Consider the following 20,410-nt stretch of genomic DNA (forward strand, 5'->3'; position numbering starts at 1 on the left):
TTTTAATTCTCCTTTTTTCTCATCAAAACAACGCCAGCATATGGCATCAAGGTTAATTTTTGCTTATTTAATTGATACTGACCTGCACTTAATACTTCAGTTTCATATTCGGCTGGAATTTCCACAGTCGTTTTTTCCGGACTAAGTGAAACCGCAACAATGGCACTTTCATCTCCGAGATCACGCTCATAAACATAAGAGTTTTTATCCGTTGACAATAGATAGTAGCTACCATCTTGGAAAAGATCTGTTTGTTTCAGAGCTAGCATCTTTTTATAAAAACTAAGAATTGAAGTATCATCATCAACTTCATCTGCTACACTGGCAGCATCAACTTTTTCTCCGTCAATCCATGGCTTTACTTTTGAAAAGCCGTTAAACTTATCATTATTCCATGGCATTGGGCCACGTGCAGGCAGCTTATGCGTTGCACTAACCATTGCTATGGCTTCTTCTTCACTCTTGCCTGCTTTTTCAGCGGATTCAATAAATGGCTTAACCGTCATATCTTCAAACTGTTCGGCATGATCAAATTTCAAATTTTGCAAGCCTAATTCTTCACCGTAATAAATCACAGGAATTCCGTGTTGCAAATACATTAGCATTGCCAAACTGCGTGCTTCAGTGTCATTGTTGGCAACCCGCGTTCTAAGACGAGCCATATCATGGTTGCCCCAATACAAAGTTGGTTCTGAAATGCCATTCAAGGTCTGCTGCCAAACTGCTTGATTTTGCTTAAAAGCAGTCATATCAAGCGGTTTAGGCTGATATTGAGCTGAGAAGCTTGGATCAACGTGACTATCATCTTCACTGAAATAACGGAAGGTAATTACGCTATCCATCAAGTGATTGCGCTTGCTAGTGTAGTCAACTGCTAAGTTAACGCTGGCACTAGCTGCTTCACCTAATAATAGAGTTTCTGGATAGTCCTGCTTAATCTTTTCGCAGAATGGCCGCATCCACTCTTGCACTTGTGGCAAGTTAGCGAAAAACGGTTCTGCAACAACCGGCTTGTCACTATTATCAACAGTTGGAAAACTCTGACGCAAATCAGCTTTGCCAATATGAATAAAGGCATCCAATCTTAAACCATCGATCCCCTTATCCAGCCAATATTCCGCAATTTCCAGCATCGCATGTCGTACTTCAGGATTTTTCCAATTCAAATCAGGCATTCGCTTGTCGAACAAGTGGAAGTAAAATTCACCGGTTCCAGCTGGGTCGGGCTCCCAAACACTGCCGCCAAAGAAGCTGCCCCAATTGTTGGGACGCTTATTATTTTCGCCGGCAAAAATATAATAATCACGGTAAATGCTATTTGGATTCTTAATTGCATCTTGGAACCATGGATGCTGGTCCGAAGTATGATTTAAGACAAAGTCCATAATGACGTGAATCCCTGCTTCATGGAAAGCCTTAATCAAGTTTTCCATGTCCTCCATCGTCCCCATATGTGGATCAATGGCAAAATAATTTGAAACATCATAGCCATTGTCAACTTGTGGCGATACAAAAACAGGATTCAGCCAAACAGCGTTAATACCTAGGTTTTTTAAGTACGGAATTCTCTTTTTTATTCCATTAAGATCCCCAATTCCATCATCATTCGAGTCTTGGAAGGACTTGGGGTATATTTGATAAATAATTGCGTGATTATACCAATGTGCCATAATCTTTTCCTCCAAGTCACAGTCTAGTCGATTACCGTAATCGCTTTCAACTCAAAATATGATGTTATCGGTATCAAAAAAAGGAACGAGAAAAGGATCTCGTTCCCTTTATCTAGTTGATCCTCTTCGAATCAAAGTTGGTTTTATCATTACTTCTCCTTGCGGTGAACCCGACTGCTCAATCTTTTTCAGCAGCATGTTTGCCAGCATTTCACCCATTTCCATAATTGGCTGTTTAATCGTTGTTAATTTTGGATTAGCAACTTGATCCAAAAAGACGCCATCATAGCCAATTACGCCAAAGTCTTCTGGCACTTTGCCGTTTTCAATCAGCAGCTGTCGTTCAACGCCAATTGCAATTCGGTCGCTTGCGCAAATGAAGCAAGTATCCTTTTTGAATTCACTAAAATGTTCATGAATCAAATCCTGAGCAGAATGGCTGTGATTTGGCACACGATAAATTTGCGGAATAATTTGATTCTTTTGCAAAGTATTGATATAACCGGCCTCACGCGAATATTCAAACGGTTCTTTAATATCAATTCCGATAAAAATTATTTGCTTATAAAATCGATTCATTGCATATTCGGTCGCAATTTTTTCACCTAATTGATTATCGTTATCAACGAAGTCATAGCCACGGTGATTTTCACCGAATAAAACAAAAGGCTTATCTAATTGATCGAACAATTCATAATCTTTGTTGCGTGCTCCAGTAATCAAATAACCATCTGCACGTCCGGTTTCGATTTTCGTCGGATCGGCCACTAGCTGCATCAATGTCATTAAGTTAAGGCATTGACGAAAGTTTAGCTTTATGAACCGAATCATTTTGATTCGGTTCTTTTTCTTTTTAAAATAAAAAGTGAGCAGAGTTTATTCGCCCTTCTGCTCACTCTTTATCTCTTATTCGGTCTTTCATAGAAAGGTTGCGTCTCTCATGAAATCCCTTCACTCAAATATTTTAAAACTGATGGATAGTATTATCAATAAGATCGCTGCCAACATTCATGATTTTTCTGTTTCAGATCAGGCTTTTACCCGCTGTCGCAAGCTTAATCCGACTGATTTGATTAAGCTGATTCTCAACATGGGAGCGGGCAGCTTAAACTCGGAAATTTTTCATGCTTTTCCCGATGTGAATTCTAGAATGACAGTCTCAGCTTTCGAACAACAAAAGGCTAAATTAAAGCCCGAGTGTTTTAAAGAAATTATGGCTAAGCTTAGTCAGGCAAGCGATGCATTGCAATTACTGGATGACAAATACTTAGTTGTAGCGCTTGATGGTTCTGATTTTGATCAGCCCTTTAATCCTAAATCGGAAAATATTTTTCAAGGCAAAGATGGTCGAAGATATTGTCAGATTCACGTAAATGCTCTCTATGATGTTCTAAACAAGTTATATTTGGATTTAGTTTTTCAGCCGCGACAAAAAATGAATGAACGTGACGCGGCTCTTGCAATGTTAAAAAACTTAGCGCAACGAGAAAAAGATTTTATAGTTCTAATGGATCGTGGCTACAGCAGCTTTAATCTAATTGAAAACTGCAATCGGCTAAAGCATTGTCACTATGTGATCAGAACTAAAGCTGGATATGGCGCTATTAAAGAAATTGCTGGTATGTCAGAACAAGAATATGATATTGACCTGTCTTGCAGAGTAACCTCGTCACATCATTATTACGTTACTCATAAAGACAGGGAAAAATTTCTGCACCTGATTCTACACAAAAAACATCACTATAAAGCTATCCGTTCAAAAAATACCAAAGACTGGCGCTGGGATTTCGAAGGCCTATGCAATGTCAAGTTTCGGGTTTGCAAGTTTAGAATTAATCCGCCAGGTTCAGCTGATGAGTGGGAAGTTCTTATCACTAACTTGGACCGTGACGAATTTCCTTTAGCCAGAATGAAAGAGATCTATCATCTTCGCTGGGGAATAGAAACGTCTTTTAGAGAGCTTAAATATGATTTAAGCGGAGTGCAGTTTCATTCTAAAAAAGATCAGTTTGTTTACATGGAAATATACGCTCACTTTGCAATGTATAACGCCGTGAGTTTATCAGCTGCTTCTAGCTCAAAACCTTATTCTCAGGGAAAATATCAATATCGAATAGACTTTAAAATGGCCTGCTGTGTTTGGCGGCGGTATTTTGGTATAAGCGATAATTCAGATAAAGCCTTCACGCAATTATTGCTGGATATGGCATTTTATTTAACTCCGATCAGACCGGGAAGAAAGGATAAGCGAAATTTAAGAGCTAAATTAGTGATTGGCTTCCCTTATCGTTTAGCAGCTTAAACTAATTCGAAATGGCTATCTTGTGATGGCTTATTTGTGCTATCAAAAAAGACATTTACCGAATAAAACAATTCGATAAATGTCTTAAAAAGTATCATCAGCTTTGTCAATGTCTTAACTTAATGACATTGCTAGCTGCATCGCATATTGCTTTTCATTAAGACCGCGAGCAAAGCCGAACAACAAGTTAATATAATAAGGCTCAGTCGAATCAATGTCTTCCAAAGTAACAAACTTTACAACATTAGAACGATTATTAACTAATGCTTGCGCAATAGAATTCGGATGATAATCCAGCTTAGCAATTGCTTGTTCAACTAAATTCCTCAATTCTGGCGTAACTTGTTCAGGGTGGTTGATCACCCGTGAAACTGTCATCTTTGAAACATTAGCTTCTTTAGCTACATCTGATAAAGTTACCATAGTTTTATTTACCTATTCTAAATACATTTGTCTAAACTGGTTTAAGTCTGATTGGCTAAAGCCAAGTTCTTTTTTGAAAAATGAATCAAAATTGCCCCAACCTGCACGAATAGTATCGGTAATGCCATGAATTGCTGTTCCTTCGCCTTTTGTAACGTTCATTTTAGCAATCATGCTCGAAATTTCATCAGTGCTTGGAAAGTTTTTAGCAAGTGCAAAATCATACAAGGTATTGGTTAGCAAATAATCACGGGCAATCGTGTCATCATCAACGCCGAGTGCCATCAAAATAAGCGCCGATATCATTCCTGTTCGGTCCTTTCCTGCACTGCAGTGATAAACAAGTGCCTCATCTTCTGGAAGTTCGAGCAGTTCGGCAAAAATTTTTGCAAACTCTTCTTGGCTGTGCGTGTTAAGAATCGCTCGCTGATAGATTTGTCCAATAAAATTGTCCTTCAAATCAGGTAAATGATGGAAAAATCTGAATAATTTATTATTAGCTTTATCCTCATTTAAATCATTTGAATATAGTGGTGCATCAACATATTTCACATGATCCCAAAGAACATCGGGAGCAGAATTTTTCTCATAATTTGAACGTAAATCGCAGTCGACAGTGATCCGCAATTTGGTCAACGTGATCTTATCTTTGTAAGATAAAGAACTGAGTGAATCAGAACGGTAGATTTTATTCCATTTCACGCTTTGCCCTTGATTATTTTTATAACCACCAATATCGCGGAAATTAAGCGGCCCATCAAGTGCGACAATTCTATCATGTGTCATTTGTTATCACCTCAATCATGTAATCATTTTCATTCTACTTTCGATTATAGAATTATAACGAAAGTTGCTATCTTTAAGCAATTATAACTCTAACTAATATATCTTAATCTCACCTAATACTCAATCAATCATTAGTTGTATATTAAAAAAGAGTTGGTTATAGCCAACTCAGATTTACCTATTTATTACTAAATGATGATTATCAATTGTCCATGATTCAAAGCCGTACTTCTTTGCCAGGTCAAAATTAATATGGTGTGCACTTTCAATAATCGTCTTATGAGTATTGTACAGAATCTCTCTAATATCATCCGAATTCTTTTCATCAAGTGCTGCAGTGATTTCATCCAGCAGAATAATTGGACGATCACGTAACAATGCTCTAGCAATAACTAAGCGCTGTCTTTGACCACCTGATAAGTCTTCTTGTTCAGGGTGAATTACTCGATTCAGCGGATCTTTACCTAATTCATCAGTTAAGCCTACTTCACTTAAAACTTTTAGTAGTTGCTGATCAGTAAACGATTCACCTAAACATAGATTATCTTTAATCGTCCCTTGGAATAACCATGGCGTTTGAGCAATATAAACAGATTGTGCAGGATTAGGATCTTCACCACCAATTTTTATCGTACCATGTGATGGTTTAAGCAGACCTGAAACCATATTAAGTAGCGTACTCTTGCCTGATCCGGATGGACCTTGCAACAATACCTTTTTGCCATAAGCTAAATCAAAGTTCAAATTCTGATAAATTGGATGATCCTTGTAAGTTAAGCCAACATCATCAAATTTGATATCTGGCTTTTCATTTTCCGTTTTAGCATCTTCAAAAATATCATTTTTAGCAAGTTTAAATTTTCTAATCTCAGTCGTGCTGGCAACTTGTGCCCAATATTGCATTAACCCACGGAAATTTTGTACAACGCTATTTGCTGATAAAGTTAACGAAAGCAGTGCACTAATCGTTACGCCAAATTGATGAGTAGTGATGAAGTAAAAACCAATTGCCCATGGTGCAATAATAGCTAAAACTGTGAATAACAAGTTAGCATATTGAATCCACCATTGTAGATTTTCTTGCTTTAATAAAGTATTTTCACTAGTTTCAACATCTTGGCTAACTCGCTTAAAGAACGGCTTTTGAGCTTGATATTGCAAAATATCGCGTAAACCTTTAAACCAGTCACTAGCCGAACGCATCATTTGGCTGTTTTCATTACTCCATTGCTCGCCCAGTTTTCCTAATTTATTCTTTCCAAACAACATTGGGATCAAACTTAAGCATGAGAAAGCAACGAAGATGATTCCCATGAGCAAATTTACTCTTAGAACATAAATTGTAGAAATGATCGCAGCTGTACCTGTTGATAGAATTCCGGCAATCACGGCGAAATATTGATCATCAATCTTAGTTGCATCATTACTAATATGGTTAAGACCGCTTGCTGCATCTTCCTTTAAAGCGAAGCTATTGATCAACATAGTTTTCTTTAACTTAACTCTCAGACGCTTACGAGCCATATTAAGAAAGATATTTTGTAAAACAATTGCAGTGTATGTAGCAACAAAAATTATCGTACTTTTAATCAAAAATAGAATTAAATCTGTACCACTTTTACCAACTAAGTTAGGAAATTCACCTAAGATTATACCGTTGATAACTCCTTCAAAACCACCAGCAATTAAAGTGATCACAATGAGTAAAAGGAGCCAGAACGGCAAATTTTTAACAATCCATTTGAAGTTTATGTTCATAGTTTTTACTACTTTTTTCGTTAAATATAAAAATATGTATTTTCTATTTCTTTTATAAAATCCAATAAACTAATATTAGATCTTTTCGCTCTTTTTTAAAGCCTCACCAATTGTCATATTTATTCACCGTGTGCAAAAACTTCTGTAGCTTTAACGGCTCGCTTCCAGCCATCATATAATTGCTGGCGCCCTTTTTCTTCTAATTGTGGAACAAAAGATTGTCCGATCTGAGCAATTTGTTTTAACTCGTCAGTGTCTTTCCAAAAGCCTACTGCCAACCCAGCTAAAAATGTGACACCCATGCCAGTTGTTTCCAAGATTTTTGCTCGCTCAATCTTGGTTCCTAAAATATCGGCTTGGAATTGCATTAAGTAGTTATTGTTCGATGCACCGCCATCAACGCGCAAGGTTGGGATTGCAATGCCAGAGTCCTTTTTCATCGTATCGACAACATCCCTTGTTTGATAAGCTATCGACTGCAGTGTAGCTTTAATCAAATCGTTGTTGCTCGTTCCTCTCGTCAGGCCAAAAATCGCACCGCGGGCTTCCGCATCCCAATATGGTGCACCTAAACCTGTAAAGGCAGGAACAACGTATATTTCATTATGCGTTTTTGACTTTAAAGCAGCCTCTTCAGATTCAGAAGCTGTTTTAATCATTTTCATAGAATCACGCAGCCATTGAATAGCTGAACCGGCGACGAAAACGGACCCCTCTAATGCATAATTTACCTTGCCATTAATGCCATAAGCAATTGTCGTTAACAAATTATTATTGGACTGCGTTGGCTTTTCACCGGTATTCATAACAATGAATGAACCCGTGCCATAAGTGTTTTTGACCATCCCTGGCTTTAAAGCCAGTTGACCAAATAAAGCAGCTTGTTGGTCACCGGCCATTCCGGCAATTGGAACTTTTCCACCAAAAAAGGCATAAGGAGCTGTATAACCATAAATTTCGGAATTGGAATGAACTTCCGGTAGCATCTTTTTAGGAATATTGAGCAATTTCAAAATATCGTCATCCCATTGAAGAGTATGGATATTGAACAGCATTGTTCTAGAAGCATTGGTGTAGTCGGTCATATGAATTTCGCCATCGGTTAATTTCCACAACAGCCAACTATCAATCGTACCAAATAATAGCTCGCCTTTTTCCGCCCGTTCTTGTGCACCAGGAACTTGATCAAGAATAAAGCGAATTTTGGTGGCACTAAAATAAGGGTCAATAATTAAACCAGTTTTCTTTCGAATTAATTCACTGTAGCCATCGTTTTTCAGCTTTTCAGCTAACGGCGTCGTCTGCCGTGATTGCCAAACTATCGCGTGATAGATCGAACGACCGGTTTCCTTATCCCAGATAACCGTCGTTTCACGCTGATTGGTAATCCCGATTCCAGCAATTTGATCAGGCCGAATACCAGAAGTAATGAAAGCTGTCGCAATCGTTGTTTGAACAGTTTGCCAAATTTCTTCTGCATTATGCTCAACCCAGCCTGGTTGCGGAAAATATTGCGGAAATTCACGCTGACTTGAGACAATTTCTTTGCCTTCATGGTTAATAATCATTGCTCTCGTCGAAGTGGTTCCCTCATCGATCGCCATAATATATTGTTCTGCGTTTTTTGCCATAATTTTTCTCCGTAACCGCTTTCTCATCTTAGTTTACTGTTTTCTTCCTTATTTAAAAAGCATTTTTTCTACAACTGCATTATTATTCAGTTATACTTTATATAAATAATGGAGATAAAACTGGAGGCTAAAATATGAAAAAAGAACCAATTGCTGTCACAATCGCTGGTAATGATAGTGACGGAAGTGCAGGCATGCCAGCTGATTTGCACTCTTTTTACGCACGCGGCGTTTATGGAATGGGCTTAATGACAGCGGCAGTTGCCGGCAACACAACCGGAATCTACGCGCAAGAAGTGATGCCGCTTGATTTTATTCAAAAACAATTCGATGTTTTGGCCGATGACTTCGACATTAATGCCGCAAAGACCGGAATGGTGGCCGATTCAAAAGTCATGAATGTTGTCGCTGATAATTTGGAAAAATATGATTTTGGCAAGATTGTCATCGATCCAGTCATCTCTACCAAACACGGCAATACTTTAATGGATGATAGGTCTTATGATACTTTTATCAAGCGCCTAGTTCCACTGGCCGACGTTATCACGCCTAACTATTATGAACAAAAGAAATTGACTGGTCTTGAATTGAACGATATTGATGAAGTTAAAAAAGGTGCCCATATTTTGCAGAAGATGGGTGCTAAAAATGTTCTAATGAAGGGGCGCCATGACGGCAGCGAAGATGAAGTTACCGATATTCTTTTAACCGAAAATGGCGAATTCCACACTTTTACCAAGCCATACTTTAAGACCAACCGGGTTAACGGAACTGGCGACACTTTATCCGCAGTCATTGCAGCTGAATTAGCCAAGGGAACCGACTTATTAAAGGCTGTCAAAATAGCCAAGGACTTTACCTACGATGCAATTTCACACCCGATTGAAGTTGGCTCAAAGTTTGGTCCAATCAATCATTTAGCAGCACAACAGGGTGAACATGAATAATATTCTTTTTTGCTCCAACAGCAACTTTTAGGCTATACTAAACAAGTAAAATTGGACAAATAAGGGACGATAATATGAGCGATAAATTAATTAAAATTGCATACTTGTATGAAGATCTGATGAACACTTACGGTGATTCGGGTGATGTCAAAATCCTGCGTTTTTTATTAAAACGGGAAGGCTATGACACACAAGTTGACAATATCTCTTTAGGTGATGATTTTAACGCTGAAGATTACGACTTTGTTTTCTTTGGTGGTGGACAGGACTTTGAACAAACTGTCGTTGCTAAGGACTTAACACGTCATAAAGAAACATTAGAAAAATACATTGGCGAAGGAAATCCGATGCTTTGCATTTGTGGCGGTTACCAATTGATGGGCAGCTACTACAAAACAAATTCAGGCGTAACCATTAAAGGGTTGGATATTCTGCCTTTGCACACAGTCTTCAAGGCAGATAAGAGAATGATCGGCGATACGCGTTATATGACTGAATGGGGCGAAGTTAAGGCATTTGAAAATCATTCGGGTCAAACCTACTTTGACAATACTGACAAGCTTCATCCATTGGGAGATATGATTGAAGGATATGGCAATAACCCGCAAGATAAAAAAGAAGGCGTGCGCTATCGCAATTTTATTGGTTCATATTCACATGGTCCATTGCTTAAAAATGTTAATGTCGCTAATGCAATTATGGAAATGATTATTGCTCGTCATGATCAACGTGTTGGTAAAAAAGAAGTTAATGAATAAAAAATAAAGCTTAACCGTTTTGGTTAAGCTTTATTTTTTTACTCGGTACAATATTTAACGCCATCACCGCTAATACTACTAAAATCGAACCGAACCGACCCAATCCATTCCAGCCATTGATAAGCCAAATACCAGAACAGAACCAATTGTCGCCGATAATGGTTCAAAAGCATCTAGCAGGCTGACAGTTGCTGGCTTAACATAGCGCAAGGCATTCGCCATCAATCGAAATGGAATAATCGTTCCAATAATAATTACTGCTGCCGTCCACATTTTTCCATGCGTAGATAATAAAAAAAGCCGCCAAACGCGAGAATAGCTGCAATTATATCCAATCTGCGCATAACTTGCTTATTGCGTTACAGTCAAATATCCAATGACAAAAAATGGACCAATAAATTGTAAAATCGTAGCCACTGAAGCATTGGCCTGTTGAACAACGATAAAATAAAACGATTGTACTGGCAGCAAGCCAAAGATCGCATAAGCAAAAATAATCCAAGCATCATGCTTATTTTTTAAAGTTTTAATCGGTTTCTGCTTAAATACTGCCGCAAAAACGAGCAGAACAATTCCTTAAACGATTAATCTAATTTGGGTCAGCCAAATTGGCGTAACCTCTGAACTGACATTAAACAAAGCCTTTGCGAATAAACTAGAAATGCCCCACATAACTGCTGACAAGGCGGCTAAAAAGGTCCAAAAGCGCCGCTGTTTTTGCGTTACCATTTTTATCCTCAATTATTGATGAATTTTATTTTTATCTTTTTTCTTAGGAGAAATATTAAGTGCCATCGCTGACAAAACAACTAAAATAGATCCTACCCAATCCATTGGCATCATGACCAAACCAAAGACTAAAACGGAACCTACAGTTGCGGAAAATGGCTCAAAAGCATCAAGCAAACTAGCAGTTGAGGCCTTAATAAAGCGCAATGAATTAGTCATTAATTGGAAAGGAATAATTGTTCCGATAATAATTACAGCCGCAGTATAAAACCAAACTCTAGGATCGCTTGAAATTTTCGGCATTTGCGGATGCACAATCATTAAGCAAATTCCAGCTGAAAGAAGGCCCCAGCCAGTAACTACCAAACTGGATACCCTCTTTAAAACACTGATTGGAATTAAGGTGTTGGTTGCAACTCCGACAGCTGAGAGAAGACCCCAAAACAGGACGTCCGGCGTAATTGCAAAATGATTAAAATTGCCGTGAGTTGCGAGCAAAACGACGCCGATAAAGGCACAAATTGCCGCAACCACATCTAATTTCCGCATGACCTGTTTATGAGTAATGGCTAAATATCCCATAACAAAAAATGGACCAACAAACTGTAAAATCGTAGCAATCGATGCATTAGCCTTTTGTACAACAATAAAATAAAACAGCTGTACCGGCAAGAGGCCAAAAATACCATAAGCAATTATCACCCAGGCATCATGCTTGTTTTTCATAGTCCCAAATGGTTTTTGACCAACTATTCCTGCCAAAATGATCAAAACTATTCCTGATGTAACCATCCGAATTTGCGATAGCCACATCGGCGTAATTTCCGGACTAATATTGAACAAGGCTTTAGCAAATAATCCTGAAATGCCCCACATCACACAAGCTAGAGCTGCTAAAAATGCCCAAAGACGACGCTGCTTTTGCGTTACCATACAATTCCTCCCCTGTTTTTCGACAATAATTATCATAACACAAGAAAAAGCATAGCCATGTTACTTTATCAACATGATTATGCTTTTCAAATATTTTTAATCTTACTTATTGTTTACTATTATGATCCAAAACAAATGGACTTAACAAACCGACCAGTAAGCCATAGATAAAGTACAAACGGTAAATATCAGCCTGTTCGGGATGGCGAATCCATAAGATTAATGCCATCATTGCTAGCACACCACCGAGATAAATTGTTGACGAAAAGTGTTGATTGGCAAAAAAGCTAAATGCTGTTCCCAAAGTTAACAAAAGCAAAATACCAAATACAACCACGATTACCGGACCTTGTGTTTGCACATCGAAATCCAACATGCGTGTTCCAGTAAACAATTGCCAAATCATAAAGCCGGCAAGTCCTAAACCTAAAAGTAAAATAATTATCCGGGTAATCAGGGAAATAGTTTTCTTCAAAAGTACTCTTCCTTTCAATCTAATTGCTAGGATAATTATAGTAAAGTTTTTGTTAGGGCTAAACATATTTGAATATTTCTAATTTAAATAAAATCTGATTTTAAATTTATGTCAGCAACTTTTTTAATAGGGTCCCTGCATCATTCAAATCAAAATAAAAAATCCCGGAATCCTCCGAGATTTTCCATTAGTCTAAACCACAATTCTTAAAGATTTCATCAACATGACGCAAATGATAATGATAATCAAAGGCATCATTCAAATCATCTTCAGACAAGTAATTCATAACTTCACTATTTTCAATTAATTTTCTAAATGACGTTTGGGTATCCCAAGACTCGTTGGCCAATTTTTGAACCATATCATAAGCCTTTTCACGTGAAAGTCCTGCTTCATCAATCAATTTAAGCAAAACTCTTTGTGAATAAATCAAGCCGTAAGTCCGGTCCATGTTCTTAAGCATAGTTTCTGGGAACACATCCAAGTTGCTCAAAATGCGGTTAAAGCGGTGAAGCATATAATCAATGCCAATTGTCGTATCTGGCAAAATCACTCTTTCGGCACTGGAGTGAGAAATATCACGTTCATGCCACAAGGCAACATCTTCATATGCAGTTACAACATTTCCACGTAAAACTCTTGCCATTCCGCACAAATTCTCTGAACCAATTGGATTATGCTTGTGAGGCATTGCAGAAGAACCTTTTTGTCCTTTACGGAAGTGTTCCTCAACTTCATGAATTTCACTACGCTGCAAACCGCGAATCTCAGTTGCCCAATTTTCAATACTCGTCGCAATAAGAGCAAGCATTGCAATGTATTCAGCGTGCAAATCACGTGGCAAAACTTGACTGGTGATTGGCTGCTGCGTTAAACCTAATTGCTTCATCACACTAGTTTCAACAGCAGGTGGAACATTAGCAAACGTACCAACCGCACCTGAAATTTTACCTGATTCAACGCCTTGAGCAGCATGTTCAAAACGATCGATATCACGGTTGATTTCTGCATACCAACGTGCAAGCTTTAAACCAAAAGTCGTAGGCTCGGCTTGAACACCATGGGTTCTGCCCATTTCAACGGTATACTTATATTTCTTTGCCTTCTCAGCAATCGTCTTCTTCAACTCATCCAAATCTTGGCGAATAATTTCATCAGCCTGCTTTAAAATGTAGCCTTGTGCCGTATCAACAACATCAGTTGAAGTTAAGCCAAAGTGAACCCATTTCTTTTCATCGCCCAGACTTTCAGAAACAGTTCGCGTGAAAGCAACAACATCGTGATGAGTAATTGCTTCAAGCTCGCCTACGCGTTCAACAGTAAAATAAGCATTCTTCGCAATTTTTTCAGCATCTTCTTTTGGCACTTCACCTAGTTCAGCCCAGGCATTAGTAGCAGCAATTTCTACCTTAAGCCAAGAAGCATACTTATTTTGTAAAGACCAAATTTTGCCCATTTCCGGGCGTGTGTAACGTTCAAGCATAAATTACATTTCCCATGGATTCTTCAAAACGATAGTTTGTTCACGATCAGGACCAACAGAAACTGTTACAAGTGGAACACCAACCAATTCTGAAACGCGGTTCAAGAACTTCTTAGCATTTTCTGGCAATTCATCCCAAGTCTTAACTTGAGTAATATCTTCATCCCATGCTGGAAGTTCTTCATAAACAGGTTTGCATCTGTACAATTCCTTCAAGCTTGCTGGGTAGTAATCGATCTTCTTGCCATCAAGTTCATAGGCAGTAGCAATTTTAATCTTGTCAAAACCAGAGAAGACATCAAGCAAGTTAAGACTCAAACCATTAATACCAGAAACACGCTTAGCATGACGAAGTGCAACTGAGTCAAACCAACCAACACGACGTGGACGACCAGTAACAGTACCATATTCATGAGCAGTATCACGAATCCGATCGCCGATTGCATCTGTTAATTCAGTTGGGAATGGGCCCTCACCTACACGAGTGGTATAAGCCTTGCAGACACCGATAACAGTGTTCAAACGGTTGGCACCCATACCGATGCCTGAGCAGATTCCGCCTGAAATAGTGTTGGATGAAGTTACGTATGGGTAAGTACCTTCATCAATATCAAGCATGGTACCTTGCGCACCTTCAAAAAGCACCTTTTCACCATTATCTAAGGCATCGTTAACTAAAACAGAAGTATCAGTAACGTACTTCTTCATCTTTTGACCGTATGCATAGTATTTTTCAAAAATATCTTCAAATTTAAGAGCAGGCTTGCCATAAATCTTAGTGAAAAGTTCATTCTTAATCTTTAAGTTCAAGCGTAATTTTTCTTCAAAAGTATCTTTTTCAAGCAAATCACATACACGAATACCAATTCTTGAAGCCTTATCCATGTAAGTTGGCCCAATTCCGTTCTTGGTAGTACCGATCTTCTTGTCACCTTTTGCTTCTTCTTGGTATTCATCTTGCTTAACGTCGTAAGGCATGATGATGTTGGCACGGTTAGAAATTCTAAGTTTGCTAATATCGATGCCGTTCTTTTCAAGATTATCAAGTTCGCCAAACATAACTTCTGGGTTGATAACTACACCGTTACCAATTACAGCACCCTTAGAAGCAGCGAAAATTCCTGATGGAATCAAACGCATCTTAAATTCCTTACCATTAATATCAATTGTGTGCCCAGCGTTGTTACCACCGTTAGAACGCACAGCCATGGTAGCTTCTTTACTTAAAAAGTCGGTAATTTTTCCTTTACCTTCATCGCCCCATTGACTACCTACAACTGCAACTGCTGTCATTATTTTCACCTCATAAAAATTTCTCTATCAATGTTACCGTCAGATATTCTAGCAATTAAGAAATTAATAGTCAATGCAAAACACGAATTATTTTAATTTTATCCAAAATAATAGTTCGATTTTTATCTTGACAACTTACTTTTATTAACTTATAGTAGTTTTCGTTTGATAAAACAAAGACCCAAAGAGGAGTAAATATAATGAGCAATTATTTTAGTATGGAAGCCTTTGATTATGATGACATTCAACTTGTTCCCAATAAAGGGATCATCAAAAGCCGCCGTGAAGCAGATACAAGTGTTAAGTTTGGAAACCGAACATTCAAAATACCAGTTGTACCTGCCAACATGGAAAGCGTAATCGATGATAAATTAGCCGTTTGGCTAGCTCAAAATGACTATTATTACGTTATGCATCGTTTCCAACCCGAAAAGAGAATTGATTTTATTAAAATGATGCATGAAAAAGGTCTATTTGCTTCTATTTCTGTAGGAATTAAAGACAGTGAATACAATTTCATTGACCAATTGGTTGCAGAAGACGTTAAGCCGGAATACATCACAATTGATGTTGCGCACGGTCACTCCGTTTACGTTATTAAAATGATTCATTATATTAAAGAAAAATTGCCAGATGCTTTTTTAACCGTTGGCAACGTTGCTACACCAGAAGCTGTTCGTGAATTGGAAAATGAAGGTGCAGATGCTACTAAAGTCGGCATCGGTCCTGGTCGAGCATGTATTACGAAGTTAAAAACTGGTTTTGGCACTGGTGGCTGGCAACTGGCTGCCTTAAGAATGTGCTCCAAAGTTGCCAGCAAACCTTTGATTGCTGATGGTGGTATTCGGCACAACGGCGATATTGCCAAATCTATTCGCTTCGGCGCAACAATGGTAATGATCGGTTCAATGCTTGCTGGTCACAAGGAATCTCCAGGTAATGTTATTAAAATCGACGGCAAGACTTACAAGCAATATTGGGGTTCTGCTTCTGAAGTGCAAAAAGGCGCTTACCGCAATGTTGAAGGCAAGCAAATGTTGGTACCATACCGTGGATCAATCAAGGATACGCTTGATGAAATGAAACAGGACCTACAGTCTTCTATTTCTTATGCCGGCGGTCGTGATTTGAATGCGATTAAGTTGGTCGATTACGTTATCGTAAAGAATACTATTATGGATGGCGATAAGTAGCAAAATACTAATTATGTTAAAATTTTATTTCATCTTAGTTATTTTCTAGTTAAAAACTCGCATTAAGGATAGTATCTCTAGGGATTTTTCGCTAAAATTAGAATGGACTTAGTGTTGTTGGGTAGTCAGCACTAAGTCTTTTTTTCAAAAAATTACTATTAACCTTTAGCTATTTTATGTTATACTATGAGAGTTGAGACGCGCCCTTAGCGCAACTGGATAGAGTGTCTGACTACGAATCAGAAGGTTGAAGGTTCAAATCCTTCAGGGCGCATGTTTGCGGGAAATGGCTCAGTTTGGTAGAGCACCTGGTTTGGGACCAGGGGGTCGCAGGTTCGAATCCTGTTTTCCCGATAATTTTTAAGCAAGTACAAAAAGTACTTGCTTTTTTTATAATCTGTATTTAGAATATAGAATAAATTAAAAAGCTATGAGAAAGACGAGTAAATTTGTCATGCCTAACAGTAAACTAGCGACAGTGTGAAGCTAGTGCCCTCTGACTTATTGAAAAACACTTTTGAGCATGCTCGCTGAAATAAAATATTAGAGTAAGTTGAGACGTTTCCGGTACGTTACCTCGCCGGTAGAATATGCTAGTATTCTATAGAGTCGGTCTATTTATTAGGCAATTTGGGTGGTACCGCGGAAAAAGCCTTTCGTCCCTTGCAACTGGGGAGCGAAGGGCTTTTTCTTTACTCTCAAATCTTTTATTTGAAGGAGAAACACTATGACTTTGATTTTACCTAAGGACTATCGCCCTACTTTAACTATTCGTGATACTGAAGCTGCAATTGTTTTTATCAGAGAAACTTTTCAAGATGAACTTGCTTCAATTATGGGTTTGCAAAGAATGTCAGCTCCAATGTTCGTCGAAAAAGCCAGTGGTTTAAACGACAACCTTAACGGTGTTGAACGCCCAGTTGCTTTTGACATGAAGGCAATGCCAGACAATACAATCGAAGTGGTCCATTCATTAGCGAAGTGGAAACGACTCGCACTTAAGAAGTACGGCTTTGGTATGCACGAAGGGCTCTATACCAACATGAACGCCATTCGCCGCGATGAGGACCTGGACAACTTCCACTCAATCTATGTTGATCAATGGGATTGGGAAAAAGTCATCGCTAAAGAGGAGAGAAATACCGACACTTTGGAAGTTACGGTAATGAAGATTTTTAAAGCAATTAAGGCAACCGAAAAATTGGTAGCGGCCCGCTATCCTGGCTCTACTTACCGTTTGGCCGATCACGTATCATTTATTACCACTCAAGAGCTTGAAGACCGTTGGCCTGAACTCACTCCTGAAGAACGAGAGAACAAAATTGCCAAAGAAGAAAAGGCCGTCTTTATTATGAAAATCGGTGATAAATTGAAGCGCAGCGGCAAGCCTCACGATGGTCGTGCTCCCGATTATGATGACTGGCAATTAAACGGCGATCTGGTCTTCTGGTATGAACCACTTAAACAAAAGATCGAACTTTCATCAATGGGAATTCGCGTTAGTGAAGAAAGTTTGCGCGAACAATTAAAGAAGGCTCATTGTGAAGACAGAGCCAAGCTACCATTCCACCAAATGCTGCTCAAAGGCGAATTGCCTTACACTATTGGCGGCGGAATCGGTCAGTCACGTCTTTGCATGATGCTTTTAGCCAAAGCGCATATTGGTGAAGTACAAGCCTCTATTTGGCCTAAAGAAATGGTTGAAAAATGTACCGCTGATCACATTGCATTATTGTAATCAACTTCTAAAACACAAAAAAGGATTCAGATACTTTCTGAATCCTTTTTTCTTCAAATGAATAATTAATTCTTACGTTCTAAGCGTGAAATCCATGACATAAGCAAAGGCAAAATAATGAAACCAAAGATCATCATTGCAATTGCATACCAATTAATGCCGACAAACTGACCTTGCGTATTGATGATTCCGAATTGAGTCTTCCAATCATATTCAATCAATAAGAAGACAACCAAAGCGATTGATAAAACCGGCATTACAATATCAGTCAATACATTCTTATCAGCATCCAAAATGTTTTCTTTATCAATGCCCTTGCCACGATAAAAGCGAATTACAGCTAATGGAACAACGATAAAGCCTAAGAAGCGAACCATCGCACTCAAAGTAATCAAATTAACCATGTTGTATTGGAATGCCATTGGAATCAAGATTGCCAAGACAACGGAAATAAAGAAAGTTCTAATTGGGAAATTGTTCTTGGTTCTCTTAGTAAGAGCCTTTGACATCTGATTTTCACGAGCCATTGCTTCCAAAATTCTTGGGGCATTGAAACTAGATGCTACGTTAATTCCGAACATGGAAACAAGTGCACCAACCAAGATGACGTCACGCAAAATTTCATTCTTAAAAATTGCGGCGACGGCAACTACTTGTTTAGTTGTCATTAAAGCCTTCGGATCAAGCACCATTGCAACGGCAACTACACCAATATATACCAAAGCGATGACTAAAATTGCTAATGGAATAGCACGAGGCAAATTCTTTTCTGGGTCTTTCATATCTTCTGAACCAGAAGCAACTGATTCAAAACCAGTAAAGGCATAAAAGGCTGAAACAATCGCCATTACAAAACTGGTGGTGGTTAAAGTAGGAACAATTTTTTGACCATTTTGAGTAATTTGATCAACTTCATTCAAATGACTTGAAGCACCAGTTGAAATCAGCAATACAACCCCAGCAACGATAATTAAAATCAAGGCTGCCAGCTTACCGATCGTGGCCAAATTCATGACCCACTTAACTACTCTTTGACCAAATAAATTAATAATTGTGATCAAAGCCATCAAGACAATGAAGCCGATCGTAACCGTGCCAAAATCTTCTGAGTTGCCACCAAAAATTGAAATCGTGGAACGAACAACCCCAACAGCCATAACGCCCCAAGCTACACTAGCTGAGAAGTAGCGCAATACTCCCATATAAAAACCGATTTTATCGCCAAAGGCTGCTTTTGAATACGCATAAGCCGCACCAGATTTGGTTACATACTTAGCAGCGGCGGCGAAAGTAACAGCTAAAATTGCGGCAAAAATCGCTGCAATAAAGTAAGCAATTAAAGCTTTAGAACCAGCCTGTTGAACAACACTACCAGGAGTTAGGAAGATTCCTGATCCAATAATCGCATTAATGGCCAAAAAGACGATTGACCAAAAACCTAATTTATCGCTTTCTCTATTATTCATTTAAGTTTTCTCCCTTATTTTGCATTATCAATAACCCATCTGAACAAGTTATTCATAAATGAAACTTTAGTGTTCCGGTGCAGCATTTCCGGATGCCATTGAACGCCAATTACAGTTCCAGCCTTGTTTTCAATTCCTTCCGGAACTCCATCGGGAGCAGTAGCTGATTCAATTAAGTCAGGAGCCACTTCTTTAATAATTTGATGGTGGAAAGAATTAACTTGGAACTCTGTTTTGCCTAAAATCTCAGCAAGCTTGCTGCCTTGTATCACTTTCATCCCATGTGTTGGCAAGGATGGCGTATGACCCTGCATGTGTTTCAAAGTCTTTTGCTTACGGTAAGAAAGATCTTGATATAAGCTTCCGCCATGGGCAACATTGATAATTTGCGCACCACGACAGATTCCCAAAACTGGTATACCTTTTTCTTCGGCAAATTTTAAGAGCAAACGATCAAAATGATCACGAGCTGGCCAAGTTGCACCAATCTTTTGCTCAGGTTCTTCACCATAACTATGAGGATCAACATCGTGTCCGCCTGATAAAATCAGTCCTTGGACATGTTCAAGTTGACTTTTGATCACTTCATCATTTTCAGTAAATGGAATAATGAAAGGAACTCCTCCGTTTTGAACAACGGAATCAACATAATCTTCATTCACATAGCTGCGGTGATAACCTGGAAAAATGCCGCCGTTATCAATAATTACTGAACCTGAAATTCCAATAATTGGCTTTGTCATAATTTATCTCTCCCTTACTTTTAATACGTGAACTTATTATACAAAAGTAAGTAAAGTCTGTACAATACAATGACTCATTGCT

At 38.5% G+C, this 20,410-nt stretch carries 15 protein-coding genes, 2 tRNA genes, 3 pseudogenes and 1 other annotated feature; of the genes and pseudogenes, 7 read left to right on the plus strand and 13 right to left on the minus strand.

Annotated features, from left to right (window positions below; genetic code table 11):
- Nucleotides 1-2 precede the first annotated feature (2 nt).
- Complete coding sequence (locus D0Z64_RS06700; RefSeq protein ID WP_080881818.1) at nt 3-1,670, minus strand: glycoside hydrolase family 13 protein; 1,668 nt, start codon at nt 1,668-1,670, stop codon at nt 3-5.
- Between the two features lie 108 nt (nt 1,671-1,778).
- Nucleotides 1,779-2,447, minus strand: a pseudogene (locus D0Z64_RS06705) (LacI family DNA-binding transcriptional regulator); the annotation flags it as partial.
- A 163-nt stretch (nt 2,448-2,610) separates the two neighbouring features.
- Here D0Z64_RS06705 and D0Z64_RS06710 point away from each other — a divergent pair.
- Complete coding sequence (locus D0Z64_RS06710; protein ID WP_080881954.1) at nt 2,611-3,972, plus strand: IS4 family transposase; 1,362 nt, start codon at nt 2,611-2,613, stop codon at nt 3,970-3,972.
- A gap of 132 nt (nt 3,973-4,104) precedes the next feature.
- Here D0Z64_RS06710 and D0Z64_RS06715 read toward each other — a convergent pair.
- The 4 genes and pseudogenes from D0Z64_RS06715 to glpK all read right to left on the minus strand — a co-directional run.
- Nucleotides 4,105-4,395: pseudogene (locus D0Z64_RS06715) on the minus strand (LacI family DNA-binding transcriptional regulator); the annotation flags it as partial.
- Nucleotides 4,396-4,407: 12 nt separating this feature from the next.
- On the minus strand, nt 4,408-5,181 hold the full coding sequence (locus tag D0Z64_RS06720) for a tyrosine-protein phosphatase (RefSeq protein WP_127345807.1): 774 nt from the start codon (nt 5,179-5,181) through the stop codon (nt 4,408-4,410).
- A gap of 174 nt (nt 5,182-5,355) precedes the next feature.
- Complete coding sequence (locus tag D0Z64_RS06725) at nt 5,356-6,939, minus strand: ATP-binding cassette domain-containing protein (protein WP_080881820.1); 1,584 nt, start codon at nt 6,937-6,939, stop codon at nt 5,356-5,358.
- Nucleotides 6,940-7,058: 119 nt separating this feature from the next.
- Complete coding sequence (gene glpK / locus D0Z64_RS06730) at nt 7,059-8,570, minus strand: glycerol kinase GlpK (RefSeq protein WP_080881821.1); 1,512 nt, start codon at nt 8,568-8,570, stop codon at nt 7,059-7,061.
- 134 nt (nt 8,571-8,704) lie between these two features.
- On the opposite strand from glpK, the gene thiD reads away from it, so the two are divergent.
- Together thiD and D0Z64_RS06740 are read left to right on the plus strand one after the other, a co-directional pair.
- The gene (gene thiD / locus D0Z64_RS06735) at nt 8,705-9,517 is read left to right on the plus strand and encodes a bifunctional hydroxymethylpyrimidine kinase/phosphomethylpyrimidine kinase (RefSeq protein WP_006352214.1); all 813 of its coding nucleotides are present in this window, start codon (nt 8,705-8,707) and stop codon (nt 9,515-9,517) included.
- Nucleotides 9,518-9,591: 74 nt separating this feature from the next.
- Nucleotides 9,592-10,275, plus strand: a complete 684-nt coding sequence (locus D0Z64_RS06740; RefSeq protein WP_040457257.1) for a type 1 glutamine amidotransferase — start codon at nt 9,592-9,594, stop codon at nt 10,273-10,275.
- A 10-nt stretch (nt 10,276-10,285) separates the two neighbouring features.
- On the opposite strand, the pseudogene D0Z64_RS06745 reads toward D0Z64_RS06740, so the two are convergent.
- The 5 genes and pseudogenes from D0Z64_RS06745 to D0Z64_RS06765 form a co-directional block, all read right to left on the minus strand.
- Nucleotides 10,286-11,004: pseudogene (locus D0Z64_RS06745) on the minus strand (EamA family transporter).
- 12 nt (nt 11,005-11,016) lie between these two features.
- Nucleotides 11,017-11,937, minus strand: a complete 921-nt coding sequence (locus tag D0Z64_RS06750) for a DMT family transporter (protein ID WP_080881822.1) — start codon at nt 11,935-11,937, stop codon at nt 11,017-11,019.
- A 106-nt stretch (nt 11,938-12,043) separates the two neighbouring features.
- Nucleotides 12,044-12,412, minus strand: a complete 369-nt coding sequence (locus D0Z64_RS06755; RefSeq protein WP_040457254.1) for a hypothetical protein — start codon at nt 12,410-12,412, stop codon at nt 12,044-12,046.
- Between the two features lie 187 nt (nt 12,413-12,599).
- On the minus strand, nt 12,600-13,895 hold the full coding sequence (purB, locus tag D0Z64_RS06760) for an adenylosuccinate lyase (protein WP_080881823.1): 1,296 nt from the start codon (nt 13,893-13,895) through the stop codon (nt 12,600-12,602).
- Nucleotides 13,896-13,898: 3 nt separating this feature from the next.
- On the minus strand, nt 13,899-15,188 hold the full coding sequence (locus D0Z64_RS06765) for an adenylosuccinate synthase (RefSeq protein ID WP_080881824.1): 1,290 nt from the start codon (nt 15,186-15,188) through the stop codon (nt 13,899-13,901).
- A gap of 200 nt (nt 15,189-15,388) precedes the next feature.
- Here D0Z64_RS06765 and D0Z64_RS06770 point away from each other — a divergent pair, with 200 nt between their 5' ends.
- From D0Z64_RS06770 to asnA, 4 genes are all read left to right on the plus strand, one after another.
- Nucleotides 15,389-16,381, plus strand: coding sequence for a GMP reductase (locus D0Z64_RS06770; RefSeq protein WP_080881825.1), 993 nt, complete (start codon nt 15,389-15,391; stop codon nt 16,379-16,381).
- A gap of 200 nt (nt 16,382-16,581) precedes the next feature.
- Nucleotides 16,582-16,655: transfer RNA gene (locus tag D0Z64_RS06775), tRNA-Arg, on the plus strand.
- A 6-nt stretch (nt 16,656-16,661) separates the two neighbouring features.
- A tRNA-Pro gene (locus D0Z64_RS06780) sits at nt 16,662-16,735 on the plus strand.
- A gap of 67 nt (nt 16,736-16,802) precedes the next feature.
- Nucleotides 16,803-17,048: a binding site (T-box leader), on the plus strand.
- A gap of 60 nt (nt 17,049-17,108) precedes the next feature.
- A complete protein-coding gene (gene asnA / locus D0Z64_RS06785) occupies nt 17,109-18,119 on the plus strand; it encodes an aspartate--ammonia ligase (protein WP_080881826.1) in 1,011 nt (336 codons plus the stop codon).
- Between the two features lie 65 nt (nt 18,120-18,184).
- On the opposite strand, the gene D0Z64_RS06790 is transcribed toward asnA, so the two are convergent.
- Together D0Z64_RS06790 and D0Z64_RS06795 are read right to left on the minus strand one after the other, a co-directional pair.
- On the minus strand, nt 18,185-19,585 hold the full coding sequence (locus D0Z64_RS06790) for an APC family permease (protein ID WP_080881827.1): 1,401 nt from the start codon (nt 19,583-19,585) through the stop codon (nt 18,185-18,187).
- A 14-nt stretch (nt 19,586-19,599) separates the two neighbouring features.
- A complete protein-coding gene (locus tag D0Z64_RS06795) occupies nt 19,600-20,328 on the minus strand; it encodes a gamma-glutamyl-gamma-aminobutyrate hydrolase family protein (protein ID WP_006352201.1) in 729 nt (242 codons plus the stop codon).
- Nucleotides 20,329-20,410 lie beyond the last annotated feature (82 nt).

Source organism: Lactobacillus amylolyticus, from assembly GCF_003999355.1.
Lineage (GTDB): Bacteria > Bacillota > Bacilli > Lactobacillales > Lactobacillaceae > Lactobacillus > Lactobacillus amylolyticus.

Excerpts from the sequence above, each read along its gene's own strand:
- D0Z64_RS06710 (WP_080881954.1), top strand. The coding sequence starts at position 2,611 with ATGAAATCCCTTCACTCAAATATTTTAAAACTGATGGATAGTATTATC.
- D0Z64_RS06770 (WP_080881825.1), top strand. The coding sequence starts at position 15,389 with ATGAGCAATTATTTTAGTATGGAAGCCTTTGATTATGATGACATTCAA.
- D0Z64_RS06795 (WP_006352201.1), bottom strand. The coding sequence starts at position 20,328 with ATGACAAAGCCAATTATTGGAATTTCAGGTTCAGTAATTATTGATAAC.
- asnA (WP_080881826.1), top strand. The coding sequence starts at position 17,109 with ATGACTTTGATTTTACCTAAGGACTATCGCCCTACTTTAACTATTCGT.
- D0Z64_RS06700 (WP_080881818.1), bottom strand. The coding sequence starts at position 1,670 with ATGGCACATTGGTATAATCACGCAATTATTTATCAAATATACCCCAAG.
- thiD (WP_006352214.1), top strand. The coding sequence starts at position 8,705 with ATGAAAAAAGAACCAATTGCTGTCACAATCGCTGGTAATGATAGTGAC.
- D0Z64_RS06740 (WP_040457257.1), top strand. The coding sequence starts at position 9,592 with ATGAGCGATAAATTAATTAAAATTGCATACTTGTATGAAGATCTGATG.
- D0Z64_RS06720 (WP_127345807.1), bottom strand. The coding sequence starts at position 5,181 with ATGACACATGATAGAATTGTCGCACTTGATGGGCCGCTTAATTTCCGC.
- purB (WP_080881823.1), bottom strand. The coding sequence starts at position 13,895 with ATGCTTGAACGTTACACACGCCCGGAAATGGGCAAAATTTGGTCTTTA.
- D0Z64_RS06765 (WP_080881824.1), bottom strand. The coding sequence starts at position 15,188 with ATGACAGCAGTTGCAGTTGTAGGTAGTCAATGGGGCGATGAAGGTAAA.
- D0Z64_RS06725 (WP_080881820.1), bottom strand. The coding sequence starts at position 6,939 with ATGAACATAAACTTCAAATGGATTGTTAAAAATTTGCCGTTCTGGCTC.
- D0Z64_RS06750 (WP_080881822.1), bottom strand. The coding sequence starts at position 11,937 with ATGGTAACGCAAAAGCAGCGTCGTCTTTGGGCATTTTTAGCAGCTCTA.
- glpK (WP_080881821.1), bottom strand. The coding sequence starts at position 8,570 with ATGGCAAAAAACGCAGAACAATATATTATGGCGATCGATGAGGGAACC.
- D0Z64_RS06790 (WP_080881827.1), bottom strand. The coding sequence starts at position 19,585 with ATGAATAATAGAGAAAGCGATAAATTAGGTTTTTGGTCAATCGTCTTT.